Origin of the sequence: Inquilinus sp. YAF38 (genome assembly GCF_052113205.1) — a bacterium.
Taxonomy (GTDB): domain Bacteria; phylum Pseudomonadota; class Alphaproteobacteria; order DSM-16000; family Inquilinaceae; genus Inquilinus.
The window spans coordinates 82,047-97,095 of record NZ_JBFRCU010000013.1; the positions used below are offsets into that span (position 1 = coordinate 82,047).

The 15,049-nt window shown below is 70.4% G+C and carries 15 protein-coding genes; 6 read left to right on the forward strand and 9 right to left on the reverse strand.

Annotation, left to right across the window (positions count from 1 at the left end; genetic code table 11):
* The first annotated feature begins 9 nt into the window (after positions 1 to 9).
* Complete coding sequence (locus tag AB4Z01_RS08555; protein WP_441692426.1) at positions 10 to 762, forward strand: hypothetical protein; 753 nt, start codon at positions 10 to 12, stop codon at positions 760 to 762.
* A gap of 5 nt (positions 763 to 767) precedes the next feature.
* Here AB4Z01_RS08555 and AB4Z01_RS08560 read toward each other — a convergent pair whose 3' ends face one another.
* The 5 genes from AB4Z01_RS08560 to AB4Z01_RS08580 form a co-directional block, all read right to left on the reverse strand.
* Positions 768 to 1,241, reverse strand: a complete 474-nt coding sequence (locus AB4Z01_RS08560; RefSeq protein ID WP_441692428.1) for a GNAT family N-acetyltransferase — start codon at positions 1,239 to 1,241, stop codon at positions 768 to 770.
* Between the two features lie 46 nt (positions 1,242 to 1,287).
* On the reverse strand, positions 1,288 to 1,632 hold the full coding sequence (locus AB4Z01_RS08565) for a hypothetical protein (RefSeq protein ID WP_441692429.1): 345 nt from the start codon (positions 1,630 to 1,632) through the stop codon (positions 1,288 to 1,290).
* Positions 1,629 to 2,279, reverse strand: coding sequence for a glutathione S-transferase family protein (locus AB4Z01_RS08570; protein ID WP_441692430.1), 651 nt, complete (start codon positions 2,277 to 2,279; stop codon positions 1,629 to 1,631). The genes AB4Z01_RS08565 and AB4Z01_RS08570 overlap by 4 nt, the downstream gene beginning before the upstream one ends.
* Before the next feature lie 69 nt (positions 2,280 to 2,348).
* Positions 2,349 to 2,900 carry a methylated-DNA--[protein]-cysteine S-methyltransferase gene (locus AB4Z01_RS08575; RefSeq protein WP_441692432.1) on the reverse strand — a complete coding sequence of 184 codons (552 nt, stop codon included), beginning with the start codon at positions 2,898 to 2,900 and terminating at the stop codon, positions 2,349 to 2,351.
* 52 nt (positions 2,901 to 2,952) lie between these two features.
* Complete coding sequence (locus AB4Z01_RS08580; RefSeq protein ID WP_441692433.1) at positions 2,953 to 6,219, reverse strand: hypothetical protein; 3,267 nt, start codon at positions 6,217 to 6,219, stop codon at positions 2,953 to 2,955.
* 134 nt (positions 6,220 to 6,353) lie between these two features.
* Here AB4Z01_RS08580 and AB4Z01_RS08585 point away from each other — a divergent pair, with 134 nt between their 5' ends.
* Positions 6,354 to 7,085, forward strand: a complete 732-nt coding sequence (locus AB4Z01_RS08585; RefSeq protein WP_441692434.1) for an SIMPL domain-containing protein — start codon at positions 6,354 to 6,356, stop codon at positions 7,083 to 7,085.
* A gap of 184 nt (positions 7,086 to 7,269) precedes the next feature.
* Here AB4Z01_RS08585 and AB4Z01_RS08590 read toward each other — a convergent pair whose 3' ends face one another.
* A complete protein-coding gene (locus tag AB4Z01_RS08590; RefSeq protein ID WP_441692435.1) occupies positions 7,270 to 7,755 on the reverse strand; it encodes a lytic transglycosylase domain-containing protein in 486 nt (161 codons plus the stop codon).
* Here AB4Z01_RS08590 and AB4Z01_RS08595 point away from each other — a divergent pair.
* The gene (locus AB4Z01_RS08595) at positions 7,754 to 9,955 is read left to right on the forward strand and encodes a 3-hydroxyacyl-CoA dehydrogenase NAD-binding domain-containing protein (RefSeq protein WP_441692436.1); all 2,202 of its coding nucleotides are present in this window, start codon (positions 7,754 to 7,756) and stop codon (positions 9,953 to 9,955) included. The genes AB4Z01_RS08590 and AB4Z01_RS08595 overlap by 2 nt on opposite strands.
* A gap of 249 nt (positions 9,956 to 10,204) precedes the next feature.
* On the opposite strand, the gene AB4Z01_RS08600 is transcribed toward AB4Z01_RS08595, so the two are convergent.
* Positions 10,205 to 10,831: a hypothetical protein gene (locus AB4Z01_RS08600; protein ID WP_441692437.1), complete on the reverse strand. Its 627-nt coding sequence runs from the start codon at positions 10,829 to 10,831 to the stop codon at positions 10,205 to 10,207.
* Between the two features lie 102 nt (positions 10,832 to 10,933).
* Positions 10,934 to 11,821 (reverse strand): LysR substrate-binding domain-containing protein, encoded by an 888-nt coding sequence (locus AB4Z01_RS08605; RefSeq protein ID WP_441692438.1) that lies wholly within the window; start codon positions 11,819 to 11,821, stop codon positions 10,934 to 10,936.
* A gap of 123 nt (positions 11,822 to 11,944) precedes the next feature.
* Between AB4Z01_RS08605 and AB4Z01_RS08610 the strand changes: the two genes are divergently transcribed.
* From AB4Z01_RS08610 to AB4Z01_RS08620, 3 genes are read left to right on the forward strand one after another with little or no spacing between them, the layout of a single operon-like run.
* On the forward strand, positions 11,945 to 12,571 hold the full coding sequence (locus AB4Z01_RS08610) for a DapH/DapD/GlmU-related protein (RefSeq protein WP_441692439.1): 627 nt from the start codon (positions 11,945 to 11,947) through the stop codon (positions 12,569 to 12,571).
* A complete protein-coding gene (locus AB4Z01_RS08615; protein WP_441692440.1) occupies positions 12,537 to 13,415 on the forward strand; it encodes a nucleotidyltransferase family protein in 879 nt (292 codons plus the stop codon). Before AB4Z01_RS08610 ends, AB4Z01_RS08615 begins: the two co-directional genes overlap by 35 nt.
* A 27-nt stretch (positions 13,416 to 13,442) precedes the next feature.
* Complete coding sequence (locus AB4Z01_RS08620; RefSeq protein ID WP_441692441.1) at positions 13,443 to 14,159, forward strand: metallophosphoesterase family protein; 717 nt, start codon at positions 13,443 to 13,445, stop codon at positions 14,157 to 14,159.
* 59 nt (positions 14,160 to 14,218) lie between these two features.
* Here the strand turns inward: AB4Z01_RS08620 and AB4Z01_RS08625 are convergent, their stop codons facing one another.
* Positions 14,219 to 14,692 carry a DUF882 domain-containing protein gene (locus AB4Z01_RS08625; RefSeq protein ID WP_429229621.1) on the reverse strand — a complete coding sequence of 158 codons (474 nt, stop codon included), beginning with the start codon at positions 14,690 to 14,692 and terminating at the stop codon, positions 14,219 to 14,221.
* Positions 14,693 to 15,049 lie beyond the last annotated feature (357 nt).

The following is a 15,049-nucleotide window of genomic DNA, read 5'->3' on the forward strand; positions in this document are numbered from 1 at the left end:
GGACGGGTGATGACGACGGGAACCGCACGGATCGAGGCGGCGCTGGTGACGGCCCAGGTTGTGCTGGCCGAACGCTACCCGGATGCGGACTTCGCCTTCGTGGCAGGCTCCATCATTCGCGGCCAGGGTACGGCCCATTCCGACATCGACCTCGTAGTGGTGTACGGCCGGATCGATCGCGCCAGGCGGGAATCCTTCCGGTCGGGCGGCTTTCCGGTCGAGGCCTTCGTCCATGACCCCGCGACGCTGCGGTGGTTCATGGATCAGGATGCGGCGCGGGGCCGCCCCAGCATCGTCACCATGGTCGCCGATGGTCGCCTCGTCGGCCCGGTCACCGCTGGGGCCGAAACCCTGCGCTCCGAGGCCCTTGGACTTCTAGCAAAGGGTCCTCCGCCGCTGGCGGCAGAACGCCGCGACGCGCTCAGATACGAGATCACCGACCTGCTCGATGATCTGCGGGATCGGCGCACGCCGCAGGAGTTGCTGGCCATCGGCGCCGCCCTCCATCAGCGGCTCGCGGATCTGATGCTGCTGGGACGCGGCCATTGGACCGGAAGCGGGAAATGGATTCCCCGACTGCTGGCGGCGCTGGACGAATCGCTCGGCCGGGACTTCGACGAAGCCTTCCAGCGCCTGCTCGCCGAGGGTCGAGCCGATCTCCTGATCGCCTTCGCCGAAGTCGAGCTGGGACGTCATGGCGGACCGCTTTTCGAGGGCGATCGCCGCGAGGCTCCGGTCGACGCCCGTCGCTCGTCCGACTGACCGCCCTATCCCCGCGCCGCCAGCGCCGCGAGGTCGTCCCAGGCGTAGAGCAGGTTGTGCGAGCGCCAGAGCGGGCCGGGGTCGGTATAGGCGCCGGCGCGGCGGCCGCCCTGAGCCTCGTAGAAGGCGATCGCCGGATCGTTGCCGACCACGACGCCGAGGCCGAGCGCCGCATAGCCCCGTTCGGCCAGCGCCGCCGCCAGGGCGGCGAGCAGGCGGCGGCCGGTGCCGCGGCGGGCGAAGTCGCGCCCGACATAGAGGTACTTGACCTCGCCCCGGCCGTCGAAGGCGGGGTCGCCGGGCGGCCCGGCCAGGCCGAAGCCGGCCAGCGCGCCGTCGATCTCGGCGACCAGGGCGATCTGCGCCGGATCGGCCAGGGTCGCCTCCCAGCGAGCTTGGCGGCGGGCGACGTCGAGCGCGGCCGCGGCCTCGGGTGGCGCCAGGTCGCGATAGGTGTCGCGCCAGACCGCGACATGCAACGCGGCGATGGCCGGCGCATCGGTGGCGACGACGGGCCGGATGACGTCAGTAGGGATCGCTGGTCTCCAGAATCTCCTGCCCCATCAGCACGCAATCGCCAGGGATCTGCGCATAGATGAAGTGCATGCGGTACTCGCCCTTGTAGATATAGCCCATCACCTCGAGTACGTCGAAGTGGCCCTTGCCCTGTAGCGCCTTGACCGTGCCGACCAGCTTGGCAGTGTCGTCCACCGACATCGACAGGTCGCTCTCTCCGAAATGAAAGGCCAGCAGCTTGCGAGCATGGTCGACCGCGTCGGCGGCGCAGGGATGCGGCGTCTCTGCCCCGGCAGGACCGGCCGCTGCCATCAGTGCGACGGCCGCGACCGCGGATATCAGCCGGAGCGTCATGCCGCGCTCTGCGCCGCGTCCCGGGCCTGGGCGCGCTGCACCGCCGGACGCGTCGCCAGCGTGGCGAGATAGGCCGCCAGGGTCGGATTCTCCGGCAGCTTGCCCCAACCCTGCAGCCATTGCAGCAGCGACCCGATCAGCACGTCGGCGGCGCTGAAGCCGGCGCCGAGCAGATAGGGCCCGCCGGCCTGCAGCGTCGCCTCGACCCGCCGCAGCGCCTCCGGAAAGGGGCACCAGCCCAGGGTGCTGGCCGGCGGCTCCTCCCGGCGCGGGAACACCGAATCGGACAGCGCCGGCTCGAGCACCGAAGGGCAGTAGCCGATCCAGCTGGCATAGGCGGCGCGTTCGCGCGAGCCGACCGGTGGCGCGAGGCCGGCCTCGGGCAGGGTGTCGGCGACATAGGCGCAGATCGCGGCGCTCTCGGTCACCACCGCCGGCGGCGACCAGTCCCCGGCCGGGCCGAGGTCGATCAGCGCCGGCACCTTGCCGGCCGGATTGATGGCGAGATAGGCGGGGTCCTTGTGCGTCGCCTTGGCGAAGTCGTGCTGGGCGACCGCGAAGGGCACCCCGGTCTCCTCCATCAGCCACAGGATGCGGCTGGAGCGGGAGCGCGGCGCATGGTGCAGGATGTAGCGCGGCGTGGTCATGAATCCTCCCCCGAGGAATGTCGTCGTGGCGGCAGTGAACCACAGGTGAGGAGTGTGAAGCGAGAGGGCTCAGACCGCCAGCGACAGCGCCTGCGGCCTTGCGCCCTCCAGCTCCAGCAGCGCCGCCTTGCGGTGCAGGCCGCCGCCATAGGCGGTCAGGGTGCCGTCGCTGCCGACCAAGCGGTGGCAGGGCACGATCACCGAGATCGGGTTGGCGCCGTTGGCGGCGCCGACGGCACGGGCCGCCTGCGGCCGGTCGAGCCGCAGCGCCAGGTCGCGATAGGTCAGGACGGTGCCGCAGGGGATGTCGCAGAGCGCCGCCCAGACCCGACGCTGGAACGGCGTGCCGAAGGGCGCCATCGGCAGGTCGAACACCCGTCGCCGGCCGGCAAAGTATTCGGCGAGTTGATCCGCGACCGGACGGAGCGCCACGGCGTCGGCCGGCCCGGTCTGCAGACCTTGGCGAGCCGCGCGGCGCTGGCTGAAGGTGGGGGTGCCGTCGGCGCCGTCGAAATCCAGGCCGACCAGGGCGCCCGTGGCGTCGACCAGGGCGAGCATCGGACCGAGCGGCGTGTCGATCGTGCCGGCGGTGATCGGCGGGATTGGATCGGCGAAGATCATGGCTGCATCCCAGCCACCGGCGACCATATCCGCAACCCGGAACTTGCGGCGCTCATGCCCCCGCGGGCCGGCCGAAGCGCCGCCGCTGGCCGCCCCGCACCAGCTCCACCGCCAGATCCGGATGGGCGGAGGGCAGCAGCGGGTCGGTGATCCGCTCGCCGAAGCTGCGGCGCAGGCCGAAGACGTGGCACAGCATCAGGTTGGTCGTCAGGCCCGGCCCGCTGGAATAGACCCGCCAGCCGCCATCCGCGGCGATCGCGCCCTGCTTCACCAGGGCCCAGTCGGCGCCGGCGGCGTAGCGGTCGGCGAAGGCGGCGTCGCTGGAGCTGAAATAGGCGTTGCGCTGGCGCGGCATCGCGTTCGGCACCACCTCGGTCGACGCCACCGGGCTGGCCTGCAGCAGGATCCGCCACACCGCATCCGCCTCGCCATGCGCCGCCATCGCCTCGCCGGCGCGGAGATGGGCGTGGGTGTACATCAGCCCGATCTCGCGGCCGAAGAAGGCGGCGGATTCGGCCCGGCGGAACAGGGTCTCGACCCCGCCGCGATAGGTCACCGGCCGGTCCATCAGCCGGATGCCGTCCGGGAAGGTCAGGTGCTCGCGGATCAGCTCGAGATGGCGCTCGACCGCCTCGCCCGCGAACAGCCCGGCGATCAGCGCCCGCTTCATCGGCAGCAGCGAATAGTGCAGGCCGGTGCGGGTGTCGTCCGGATGCAGCAGCAGCTCGGCCACCGTGCCGTCGGGGTTGAACACGGCATAGCCGGCCAGCACCCCGTCGCGCACCAGATGGCGCTGCAGGTCCCAGTGCATCGACCCGGCCAGGGCTTCGATCTCACGCGCCTTGGCCGGACGGCCGGCATGGTCCAGCACCGCGGCCCAGCGGTTGAGCTGCTGGATCAGCAGGGCCACGGTCCAGGCGCTGACCATCCAGTCGCGCAGATGCGGGTCGACCGGCTGCAGCGAATCGTTCCAGTCGCCCTCGCCGTAGCGCAGCAGCCGGGTGCCGGGGATGAAGCGCTCCTGCACCACCGCGACGATGCGGTCGATATGAGCCGAGACCGGGTCCTGCCGCTCGGTGCGGGTGAAGTCCTGCTCGTTGCGCCAGGCCACCGGCTCGTCCAGGAAGGCCATGTCGCCGGTGGCCTCGATGTAGTCGCACAGCGCCTTCAGCGGCCAGACGATGACATCGCCATGGGCATGTCGGTCCTGAATCGGCGCGTAGGGCTCCAGCATGAACCATTGCGGCCAGTCGCCCCGGCCCTCGTATTGCTGGGCGAAGACCGTGCGCAGCACCTGCTTCGCCGCCGCGTCGTGCTCCAGCGCCAGCAGGAACTCCAGCGCGCCCTGGCAGACGTCGCGCGTGCCCCAGGCGCCGCCGGTGTACTGCTCCAGCCCGTGCGGCACGGTCAGGTGGATCATCGCGTCATGCGCCAGCCAGGGGAAGGCGGCGTCCAGCGCCGCACCCTCCGACCCGCCGCCGGTGACCCGCAGGCCGCGCGTCACCTCCGCCCAATGGGCGTTGGCCGAGCCCAGCATCTCGTCGAAGGACACGCCGGCGGCGTAGCGGTCGGCCAAGGCGGCGGCCGCTGCCGCGTCGGTCAGCGATCCGGTGACGGCGAAGCCGAAGCCGGCGACCGTCCCGGTGCGCAGCGCGATGTATCCGCCGCCCCGGCCCTGCCCGTCGGCATAGAGCAGCTCGTCGCCGCCGACCGCCTCGATCGCGTCGGGGGTCGGGGTCACCAGATGGTAGACCGAATCGGGATAGCGCTGGCCCCACAGCCAGTCCGGGTCGGGGCGGAAGGCGATGCGCTTGGCTGTCGCGTCGATCGAGACCCGCCCCGCCTGCTCCAGCTCACGCTCGCCGAGCACGAGATGGCCGAGGACGAGGAAGCGGCAGGCCGCGCCTTCGACCTCCACCCGCCACTGCATCGCCGTGTCGGCGCCCGAGACGGCGGCGCGGACGGCCACGGTCCGGCCGCCGAAGCGGTAGATCCAGCGGGCCTCCGCCAGCCCCATCTCGAAGGCGGAGGGCACCGACAGCAGCCGCCAGCCTTCGCCCGCATCCACCAGGATGCGCAGGCCCGAGGCGCGGGTGATGTTGTAGGGGTCGCGCGAGACCGAAAACAGCTTGTGGAACGAGGTGTTGCCGATTGTCAGCTGGGCGGCGAAGACGCCATGCGCCCAGACCGTGGCGCAGAGCAGGTCGTCGGTCGGCAGCAGCGCCGCGCCGGAGCGCAGCAGCGCGCCATGGCGGCGGCGCAGGTCCCGCTCCTTGGCCCGCAGCACGACGTGGCGATTGAGGTCGCCTTCATCGACGAAGAAGGATTGCAGCGCCCCGTCCTGCCGCTCCTCCAGCCGCCGGGTCGGCCAGAGGTGGTCGAGCGCGGCGGTGTCGAGATCCTCGGCCACCAGCGGCGGGGCGTCCTGCAGCAGGCCGCGCACCGGGGTCTCCAGCGCCACCTCGGCCGGACGGAAGGATTCGGCGGCTTGCAGCGCCTGGTCGACCACGGCCAGGTCGGCATCCGCCGACGCCGCCTTGTGATCGGGCACGAACAGGCCGAAGAAGCTCCAGGTTGTCTTGGCGCCGGGCGCCAGCGTGACGGGGGCGGAGGCGATGGCCGGGCAGGCGACCTCGTGCTGCAGCCGTTCGTTCGGCAGGTCGCCCGTGACCTCGGCGCGGTCGCGGAAGCCGGGACCGAAGCTTTGCGCCGCATCGGTGGCGAAGCCCGAAGCACCCTCCAGGCAGCCATGCGCCACCCAGGGGATCCGGCCGCTTTGGGCCAGGGCCTGGCGGCTCATCACCACCGGCCCCAGCTTGGGATGCCGGGCAACGTGGTGGTCGGTGTATTGCGACCCATAGGCCTCGTTGTTCATCAGGAAGCCGCGGCTGCCGAGGCCGATATCCTGCAGCAGGACCGCCGAGACCTCGGCCGCCGCGCCCTTGTTCTCGACCTCGACCCGCCACAGCCAGAGATCGGCGTCCGGCGCCAGCCACAGGGTGACGCGATGCGCCAGGCCGTCGCTCTCCCCGGCCCAGACGAATCGGTCCGGCCCCACGCCGACCTGCAGCCGCGCCGCCGGCCCGACCGCCTCGACCACCCGGCCGCCGCCGAGCCGAAGCAGAAGCCGGCCGATGCCGCCCGCGACCGGCGATCCCAGCACCTGGTTGACCAGCACCGGGTCGCTCTTCTCATCCGCCCGGTGCGACAGGGCGAACAGCGCGCCGTTCGGCAGCAGGGCGGCGGCGAGGCCGGTGCGGTTGGCGATCCGGCGCAGCCCGAGATCGGCGTCGCGCGGCAGGATGAAGTCGGCCGTCATTGTTGTTCCCTCCGTCCGGGTTCCCCTTCTACCCTGCCCCGGAGCCGATGCCTATGGGACCCGATACCTGCCTTGGCATCGTCGCAATTCGCCCCTCTACTCCCGCCCAACTGCAACTCCTTCGGGATTCGACCATGAACCGCTTCCGCCGCAGCGTCCTCGCCGTCGCCCTGCTCGCCGCCGTCGCCGTGCCGGGCACGATCGCCGTCTCGGCGCCGGCCCTGGCTGTCGAGGCCTCTGCCCAGACCCTGTCCCTGGCCGGCGAGGGCAGCGCCAGCGCCGCACCCGACCAGGCCACCGTGACCAGCGGCGTCACCAGCGAGGGCCAGACCGCGAGCGAGGCGGTGGCCGCCAACAGCAAGGCCATGGCCGCGCTGATCGATGCCTTCAAGAAGGCCGGCATCCAGCCCGCCGACCTGCAGACCAGCGGTTTTTCGGTGCAGCCGCGCTACGCCCAGCCGAAGGAGGGTTCGGGCGAGGCGCCGAAGATCGACGGCTACGAGGTGCGCAACCAGGTGACGGTGCGGGTGCGCGACCTGACCAAGCTGGGCGCCGTGCTGGACACCGCGGTCGCCAGCGGCTCGAACCAGATCGACGGTGTCAACTTCGGCCTGGCCGACCCGGCGCCGGTGTTGGACAAGGCGCGCGAGGCCGCGGTGGCCGACGCCCGGCGCAAGGCCGAGCTGATCGCCAAGGCGGCCGGGGTGAAGCTGGGCCGCATCCTGGCGATCGCCGAGCCGGGCGCCGAGCCGCCGCGCCCGATGATGGCCGCCTATGCCAGGGAGAAGCTCGACGCCGTGCCGGTCGAGGCCGGCGAGAGCGAGTTCACCGCCCGGGTCAACGTGACCTGGGAGATCGCGCAGTAAGCACGGCCGATCGGGGCCTGGGCCACCCCCTCACCCTCCCGGCCCAAGCGGGCCGGGCCCCTCCCTCTCCCCGAGGAGAGGGAATATGAGCCGCATTCGCGATACCTCTCCCTGGGGAGAGGTCGAAATCGCGCAGCGATTTCGGGTGAGGGGGTTGGCACCGGCCGATCCGCTCGACCCTCCGTCACTGTCCCTGGATGACGTGGATCGCCTCATAGACCTTGCGGACCTGGTCGGCATAGGGCCGGCCGGCCGCCAGGTTGTCCGGCCCGGCATTGTAGGCGGCGACGGCGGACCAGATGTCGCTGCCGCCGGTGGCGGCGCGCATCTCGCGCAGGATCTCGCCGCCGACCAGCAGGCAGACGCAGCGGTCGGCCAGCAGCGCCTCGCGGGTGACGCCGAGCGCGGCCAGGCGGGGATAGTGGATCGAGTTGATCTGCATCATGCAGATATCCTCGGTACCATTGCTGTTGGCCGCGTTCACCGCCTGCTGCCGCCAGCGCGTCTCGACATAGGACATGGCCAGGATCAGCTCGGTCGGCACCCCGGCCTGCAGCGCGGCGCGGGCCATGCAGTCGCCGGCCGAGGCCGGCCCGGGCAACAGCAGGGCCAGCGCCGTCACAGCCGCCGCGGCCGGCGGTACGATCTGCCTTTTCCCATGCCGAGCCATGAGCTCCGCCCGCTGCGCCGAGGAACAGGATCTGAAGCCTATACCATCCGGCTTGCGGATCAATGACATCGCCTATACCGAGGTCGACACGGATATGATCGCCGAACCGGGAGGACCGATGGAGAAGGTGCGCAGCACGATCGAGCACGGCATCGCCGTCGTCACCATCGCCAGCCCGCCGGTCAACGCGCTGGACGCCGGCGTCCGCGCCGGCCTGGCCGAGGCGGTGCGCCGGGCCGATGCCGACCCGGCGGTGCGCGCCATCGTCATCGCCGCCGAGGGCCGCACCTTCATCGCCGGCGCCGATATCAGCGAGTTCGGCAAGCCGCCGGCGCCCCCCTCCCTGCCCGAGGTCATCGACGGCTTCGATTCAGTCGGCAAACCGCTGGTCGCCGCGATCGGCGGCGCGGCGCTGGGCGGCGGGCTGGAGGTGGCGCTGGGCTGCCACGCCCGCATCGCCGGCCCGGGCGCCAAGCTGGGCCTGCCCGAGGTCAAGCTGGGGCTGATCCCCGGCGCTGGCGGCACCCAGCGGCTGCCGCGGCTGATCGGCGCCGCCCCCGCGTTCAAGCTGATGGCCGACGGCGCCCCCGTCTCCGCCGCCGAGGCGCTGGCGCTCGGCATCGTCGACGCGGTGGCCGAGGGCGACCTGCTGGACGCGGCCAGGGCCAAGGCGCTTGAGCTGACCGAGACCGGCACGAACCGGCGGACCCGCGACCTGGACCGGCAGTTGCAGCCGGGCGGCCGCGAGACCTTCGAGCAGGCGGCGGCCGAGGCGCTGAAGCGCAGCCCGGACCTGCCGAATATCGCCGCTTTGGCCGAGTCGGTGCGCGCCAGCTTCACCGAGCCCTTCGCGGCCGGGCAGGCGCTGGAGCGTGCCCGCTTCACGGCATTGGTCGCCGACGACCGGTCCAAGGCGCTGCGCTATGCCTTCTTCGCCGAGCGCGAGACCGCCCGCGTGCCGGGGCTGGCGAAGGACACGGCGCGGCGGCCGATCCATCGGGCCGCGGTGATCGGCGCCGGCACCATGGGCGCCGGCATCGCCATGTGCTTCGCCAATGCCGGCATCCCGGTCACCGTGATCGAGACCAGCGAGGAGCTGCTGGCCCGCGGCCTGGACCGCATCGCCGGCACCTACGCCGCCTCGGTCAAGCGCGGCAGCCTGTCGGCGGAGGACGAGGCCCACCGCCTGTCGCTGGTGACCGGCCAGGTCGGGCTGGACGCCGCGGCCGACGCCGACCTGGTGGTCGAGGCCGCCTTCGAGGACCTGGATGTGAAGCGGCAGATCTTCAGCACGCTGGATCGGGTGGCGAAGCCGGGCGCGATCCTGGCCACCAACACCTCCTATCTCGATGTCGACCAGATCGCCGCCACGACCGCCCGCCCGACCGACGTGGTGGGGCTGCATTTCTTCAGCCCGGCCAATGTCATGCGCCTGCTGGAGGTGGTGCGCGGCAAGGCGACGGCGCCGGAGGTGCTGGCCACCGCGCTGGAGCTGGGCAAGCGGCTGGGCAAGGTGCCGGTGGTGGTCGGCGTCTGCCGCGGCTTCGTCGGCAACCGCATGCTGGCCCGCCGCACCCAGGAGGCCGAGCGCCTGCTGATCGAGGGCGCGCTGCCGCATGAGGTCGACGCCGCTTTGACCGGCTTCGGCTTCCGCATGGGGCCCTTTGCCGTGAGCGACCTGGCCGGGCTGGACATCGCCTGGCGCAACCGCAAGTCGCTGGGCCAGACAGCGCCGGTGGCCGACGCGCTGTGCGAGGCCGGGCGCCTGGGCCAGAAGGCCGGGCGCGGCTACTACCTGTACCCCGAAGGCGCCCGCAGCGGCGTGCGCGACCCGGAGGTGGAGGCGCTACTGCAGCAGGTCTCGGCCCGGCTCGGCGTCACCCGCCGCCCGATCCCGACCGAGGAGATCGTCGAGCGGCTGGTCTATCCGATGGTCAATGAGGGCGCCCGGATCCTGGAGGAGGGCATCGCCGCCCGCCCCGGCGACATCGACACGATCTGGGTCAACGGCTATGGCTGGCCGGCCTGGCGCGGCGGCCCGATGTTCCATGCCGACCAGGTCGGGCTGAACACCGTCGCGGCCCGGCTGGAAGCCTTCGCCGCCGCCCGCGGCGAGCCGGCCCTGGCCCCGGCACCGCTGCTGCGCCGCCTGGCCGATGCCGGCCGGGGCTTCGCCGATTGGACCGCGCCGATACGGTGATGCCTCTCCCGTTTGCGAGACCTGCTCAGAACGTCGACCCGTCTCTTCTTTCGTCATTCCCGCGAAAGCGGGAATCTCTGTCCGGTCGAGCGGGATGAGATCCCCGCTTTCGCGGGGATGACGGGGTTTTATAGGATGGCGGACGCGCGCAGACCCCTCCCCCAACCCCCTCCCGCAAGGGGAGGGGGAGTGTGGAAGGCTGCGTTCGCTGGTGCTGAAGGTTGGTGAAGCGAGTGCGTTCGCCGGCGGCTATCCAGTATCCGCCGGCTTGGGTTTGCGGCGGCCAGCCGGGCGGGTCTCGGGCGCATCCTCTGGATCGTCCTCGCCGTCCTCCGGCGGAATGAAGCCCAGCTCCTCCAGGGCCTCGTCGGCCATCTCCAGCCACTGCTTCACCCGCACCGGGTAGCCCCAGCGCCGGCACAGCGCCGCCACCGCGACCTCGGCCCGGCTGGCTTCCACCAGCTCCGCCACCTCCGGCCGCTCCAGCCGCTCGCACACCTCGTCGGCGCGGCGGTCGGCCTCCTCGCCGTCCTCGGACACCTCATAGGCCGCCGCCATCATCGCCAGCCKGACCCGCAGCKCGTGCCAGTCCTCCTGCGCCGCCTCGCGCTGCGCCGCAGCCTTGCGCTTCTCCTCGGCCTGACGCGACAGCTTGTCCTTGAGCAGCAGGGTCAGCCGCACGGCGCGCGAGACGGTGGCGATCCGCTGGCAATAGTCGACCCCGGGCTGCGGCGCCTGCAGCGCCTCCTGCTGCGTCGCCCGGGCGATCGACATCTGGATCTCGACCAGCTCCGCCACCACGCACAGATCCGCCGCCCGCTCCTCCTGCGGAGCGGCCGGGGCCTCGGTGGCCGAATCGGTCTGCGCCTTGTTCATGGAACATAACATGAACGTGGTCGCAAAATAATACAAGAGCACAATGTGTTAACAGCGCCGAAGCGATGGCGCCGGAGCATGATCGGCATCATGCTTCAGCACCTAGCCGGCGTTGCTTGCGACCAGCCAGTCCATCGTCTGGCGCACCACCCGGCGGACATGCCGGTCCAGCGGCCGCATCAGGTAGAACGAGCCTTCGGAGCGCAGATGGAAGTCATGCGCCGGCACCAGCGTGCCGGAGGCCAGCTGGTCCCGCAGCAGCCAGGTCCAGCCCAGCGCCGTGCCCAGCCCCTGCGAGGCCGCCTGCACCGCCAGGGCGTAGGAGCCGAGCCGCCAGATCCTTGTCTTCGCCGGCAGCGGCATCGCCGCGGCGCCGAACCAGTGCGGCCAGTCCATCCATTCGCGCAGCGAATCCTCGATCGCCAGCAGGGTCGGCGCCGGATCGTCCTGCAGCGCCGGCCGGCCCGGCGCCGCCACCGGCACGATCTCCTCGGTGCCGAGCACGTGCAGCGCCACGCCGCTCGGCCTTTCGCGCCGGTAGAAGATGGCGAGGTCGAACTCGTCGAGCCGGAGATGGGCGACATCGTCGGTCACCCGCAGCCGCAGCTCGATCCCCGGCAGGGCGGCGTCGAGCGCCTTCAGCCGCGGCATCAGCCAGAGATCGGCGATGCCGTGCGAGCAGGCCAGCGTCACCTGGCGCGGCCCGGCCGAGCCGCGCGCACCGTGGGTTACCGCCACCAGGTCGCCGAGAATACGGCGGACCTCGGCGACATAGCTCTCGCCCAGCGGGGTCAGGCTGACRCCGGATGGGGTGCGCTGGAACAGCTTGCCGCCGATGAAAGCCTCGAGCTTCAGGATCTGGCGGCTGACCGCGCTCTGGGTCAGGCCCAGCTCGGCTCCGGCGCGGGAGAAATTGGCCAGCCGCGCCGCCGCCTCGAACACGACCAGGGCGTTGAGCGGCGGCAGGCCGAGATGGGAGGACGCGGGCATTCGCGCACTCAAGGGGAAGACCGTCCGCGGCACAAGCGGGGCGTTGGGATTGTCACCCGGGCGGCAGCAGAATCGTCATCGAACTTGTCTAGACCTTTATACGACGTCCGCCCGGAGAGCCCGATGAACACTGAGACCCTGGGGCCTGTCCCCCTGATCGCCCCGACCGCCCGAGTCTCCGACAGCCGCCTCGGCATCTACACCGAGATCGGTGCAAACGCCGTGCTGAACGAGGTCACGCTCGGCGACTACAGCTATCTGATGGACGGGGCGATGGCCTGGTGCGTCGAGATCGGCAAGTTCTGCTCGATCGCCGCCTACACCCGGCTCAACGCCCCGAACCATCCGACCTGGCGGGCGACGCAGCATCACTTCACCTACCGCTCCGCCGCCTATGGCCTGGCGGACACCGACGACACCGACTTCTTCGCCTGGCGCCGCGACCATCGGGTGACGATCGGCCACGACGTCTGGATCGGCCATGGCGCCATCGTGCTGCCCGGGGTCGCGGTCGGCACCGGGGCGGTGATCGGCGCCGGCACCGTGGTCACCCGCGACGTCGCCCCCTACACCATCGTCGCCGGCAACCCGGCCCGGCCGATCCGCCGCCGGGTGACCGAGGCGGTGGAGGCGCGGCTGCTGGCGCTGGCCTGGTGGGACTGGCCGCATGACCGGCTGCGCGACGCGTTGCAGGATTTCCGCACGCTCGACGCCGATGGCTTCTGCGCCAAGCACGCAGCCGGGGGCTGAACGGCCGACGGAACTGATCCCCTCGACATCCGGTTGTTGCAACGCCTGCTGCCGCAACCGGGAGGACCGGCCGATTACCTCGATCATCGCCGCTGCCGCGCCGACGCTGCACGATCCGCAGGCCGAGGCGTTCTACTCCGATGCCCTGCGTGAGCTCGCGGCGACCGGCCTGCCCTTCCTGCTGGCCGGCACCTACGCCGTCAGCGCCTATACCGGCATCTCGCGGCCGACCAAGGATCTCGACATCTTCTGCAAGGCCGGCGACAGCCCGCGGATCCTCGGAATGTTCCACGACCTCGGCTATTCGATCGAGATCGAGGATGAGCGCTGGCTCGGCAAGGTGCACAAGGGCCGGCACTTCTTCGATGTGATCTACGCCTCGTCGAACGGCACTATGCCGGTGAACGACCAGTGGTTTGAGCACGCCCGCGAGATCGAGGTCTTCGGTAGTCAGGTCCAGATCGTCGCCCCGACCGAACTGGTCTGGTCCAAGGCCTTCATCCAGATGCGCCACCGCTATGACGGCGCCGATGTCATCCATGTCATCCTGAAGCAGCACGATCAGATCGATTGGCAACGGCTGCTCGGCTACATGGAGCTGCATTGGGAGATGCTGCTGGTGCATCTGCTCAACTTCCGCTGGGCCTATCCGACCGAGCGGAACCGGGTGCCGCGCTGGCTGATGGACGAGCTGATGGACCGGTTGCGCCACCAGCTCGACCTGCCGCCACCGCAGATGAAGGTCTGCCGCGGCCGGATGCTGTCACGGGTCGACTACGCCATGGCGGTTGAGGAGTGGGGCTTCGCCGATGTCGGCGGCGAGGGCGAATGGCGCGATGCCTGACACGAGACGGGAGAACGGGACCGACTCATGGCGAAGAACGGCAAATTCACCGTCGCCGCGATCGGCGACATCCATGTCAAAGACCAGTCCGATCCGTTGCGCGAGATGTTCGGTGAGATCGCCAAGGCGGCCGACGCGCTGGTGCTGTGCGGCGACCTGACCGACACCGGCACGGTCCGGCAGGCGGAGCGGCTGGCCGAGGATCTGCGTGCCTGCCCGATCCCGGTGATCGGCGTACTGGGCAACCACGACTATGAATGCGGCGAGATCGAAACGGTGAAGTCGATCCTGACCGAGGCGGGGCTGAAGCTGCTCGACGGCAACGCGGTCGAGATCGACGGCGTCGGCTTCGTCGGGGTCAAGGGCTTCGCCGGCGGCTTCGGCCGGCGGATGCTGGGTTCCTTTGGCGAGCCGGAGACCAAGGAGTTCGTCGCCGTGGCCGTGTCCGAGGCGATGCGGCTGGAGAACGCGATGCGGACGGTGAAGACGCAGCGGGCGATGGTGGTGCTGCACTACGCCCCGATCTCCGAGACGATCGAGGGCGAGCCGCTGGAGATCTACCCTTTCCTCGGCTCCTCGCGCCTGGCGGAGACGATCGACCGCTTCACCGTCAGCGCGGTGGTGCACGGCCACGCTCATCGTGGCGTGTATCAGGGCCACACCCCTGCCGGGGCGCCGGTCTACAATGTGGCCTGGGCGATCGAGAAGCCGAGCGGCCGGCCTTACGCGCTGATCGATCTGTGATGCGGACCCGAACGGAAAGAGCCGCCCTGCGGCGGCCCCTGCCCGTCAATCCCGGATCGTCACCAGGTGCGGATGTCGCCGGTGTCGACGTGGACGAAGTTCGAGCGCGGATAATAGCCGACGCCGCCGGCCTCGAGCCCGACCGCGTTCCGGCGCAGGCTGGCCAGGCTCATGTTCGGCATGAAGATGTCCGCGGCCTGCCCCTGGATGTGCAGGGAGTTGCGCGCGACGCCACGGCTGCGGCGGGCCAGCATGGCGTTGGTGGCGCGGGAGCGGTAGCCGCAGACGACATGGATCGGCTCGTTCGACCCGCCTTTGCGCTGCAGCGAATTGAGGATGTCGAGCAGTTTCGGGTCCATGACCCGAACCTCGTCCGACCGCCAGTCGCGCAGGAAGTAGTTGAACTTGGCCAGGACGTCCGGATTGTACCAGCCGTCGACGAAGTACTCTTCCTTGATTTCAACGAGATTATGGGCGTCGTAGAGATGGAGCGTTCGTCGGTTGGTGGCGGCCAGGGCTGAGAGTGGTGCCATTGGCGCGACGGCGGCGGCTGCAACAGCCCCGGCCGACAACCTGAGGAATTGCCGTCTCTGCATCGTTCCCGCTGCTCCTAACGATCACTCTTTACGCGTCCGGCATTTCTGACGCTTTACACGCCTGTATTGGGCGCCGGCCGTTCGATGCGGTCCTTTGTGAAGCAGRGCGAAGCGGGAATCAACAGTTTCTTCGCGGATCTACAAAGAAACTCTGTGCCATAATGGCAACATTGTGGTAGATCTGTCGCACTTTTGGTGAAGGATCAAGTATAGATCCAGAAAATCATAATAGATACTTTACCCCCACTCAGGATCATCAAGATGAAATAAAAAAGGGCGACCGAAATTCGGCCG

Bases quoted from the DNA above. Each gene is read 5' to 3' on its own strand.
- AB4Z01_RS08585 (WP_441692434.1), top strand. From the start codon at position 6,354: ATGAACCGCTTCCGCCGCAGCGTCCTCGCCGTCGCCCTGCTCGCCGCC.
- AB4Z01_RS08565 (WP_441692429.1), bottom strand. From the start codon at position 1,632: ATGACGCTCCGGCTGATATCCGCGGTCGCGGCCGTCGCACTGATGGCA.
- AB4Z01_RS08620 (WP_441692441.1), top strand. From the start codon at position 13,443: ATGGCGAAGAACGGCAAATTCACCGTCGCCGCGATCGGCGACATCCAT.
- AB4Z01_RS08570 (WP_441692430.1), bottom strand. From the start codon at position 2,279: ATGACCACGCCGCGCTACATCCTGCACCATGCGCCGCGCTCCCGCTCC.
- AB4Z01_RS08615 (WP_441692440.1), top strand. From the start codon at position 12,537: ATGGCTTCTGCGCCAAGCACGCAGCCGGGGGCTGAACGGCCGACGGAA.
- AB4Z01_RS08595 (WP_441692436.1), top strand. From the start codon at position 7,754: ATGAGCTCCGCCCGCTGCGCCGAGGAACAGGATCTGAAGCCTATACCA.
- AB4Z01_RS08580 (WP_441692433.1), bottom strand. From the start codon at position 6,219: ATGACGGCCGACTTCATCCTGCCGCGCGACGCCGATCTCGGGCTGCGC.
- AB4Z01_RS08575 (WP_441692432.1), bottom strand. From the start codon at position 2,900: ATGATCTTCGCCGATCCAATCCCGCCGATCACCGCCGGCACGATCGAC.
- AB4Z01_RS08610 (WP_441692439.1), top strand. From the start codon at position 11,945: ATGAACACTGAGACCCTGGGGCCTGTCCCCCTGATCGCCCCGACCGCC.
- AB4Z01_RS08555 (WP_441692426.1), top strand. From the start codon at position 10: ATGACGACGGGAACCGCACGGATCGAGGCGGCGCTGGTGACGGCCCAG.
- AB4Z01_RS08625 (WP_429229621.1), bottom strand. From the start codon at position 14,692: ATGGCACCACTCTCAGCCCTGGCCGCCACCAACCGACGAACGCTCCAT.
- AB4Z01_RS08590 (WP_441692435.1), bottom strand. From the start codon at position 7,755: ATGGCTCGGCATGGGAAAAGGCAGATCGTACCGCCGGCCGCGGCGGCT.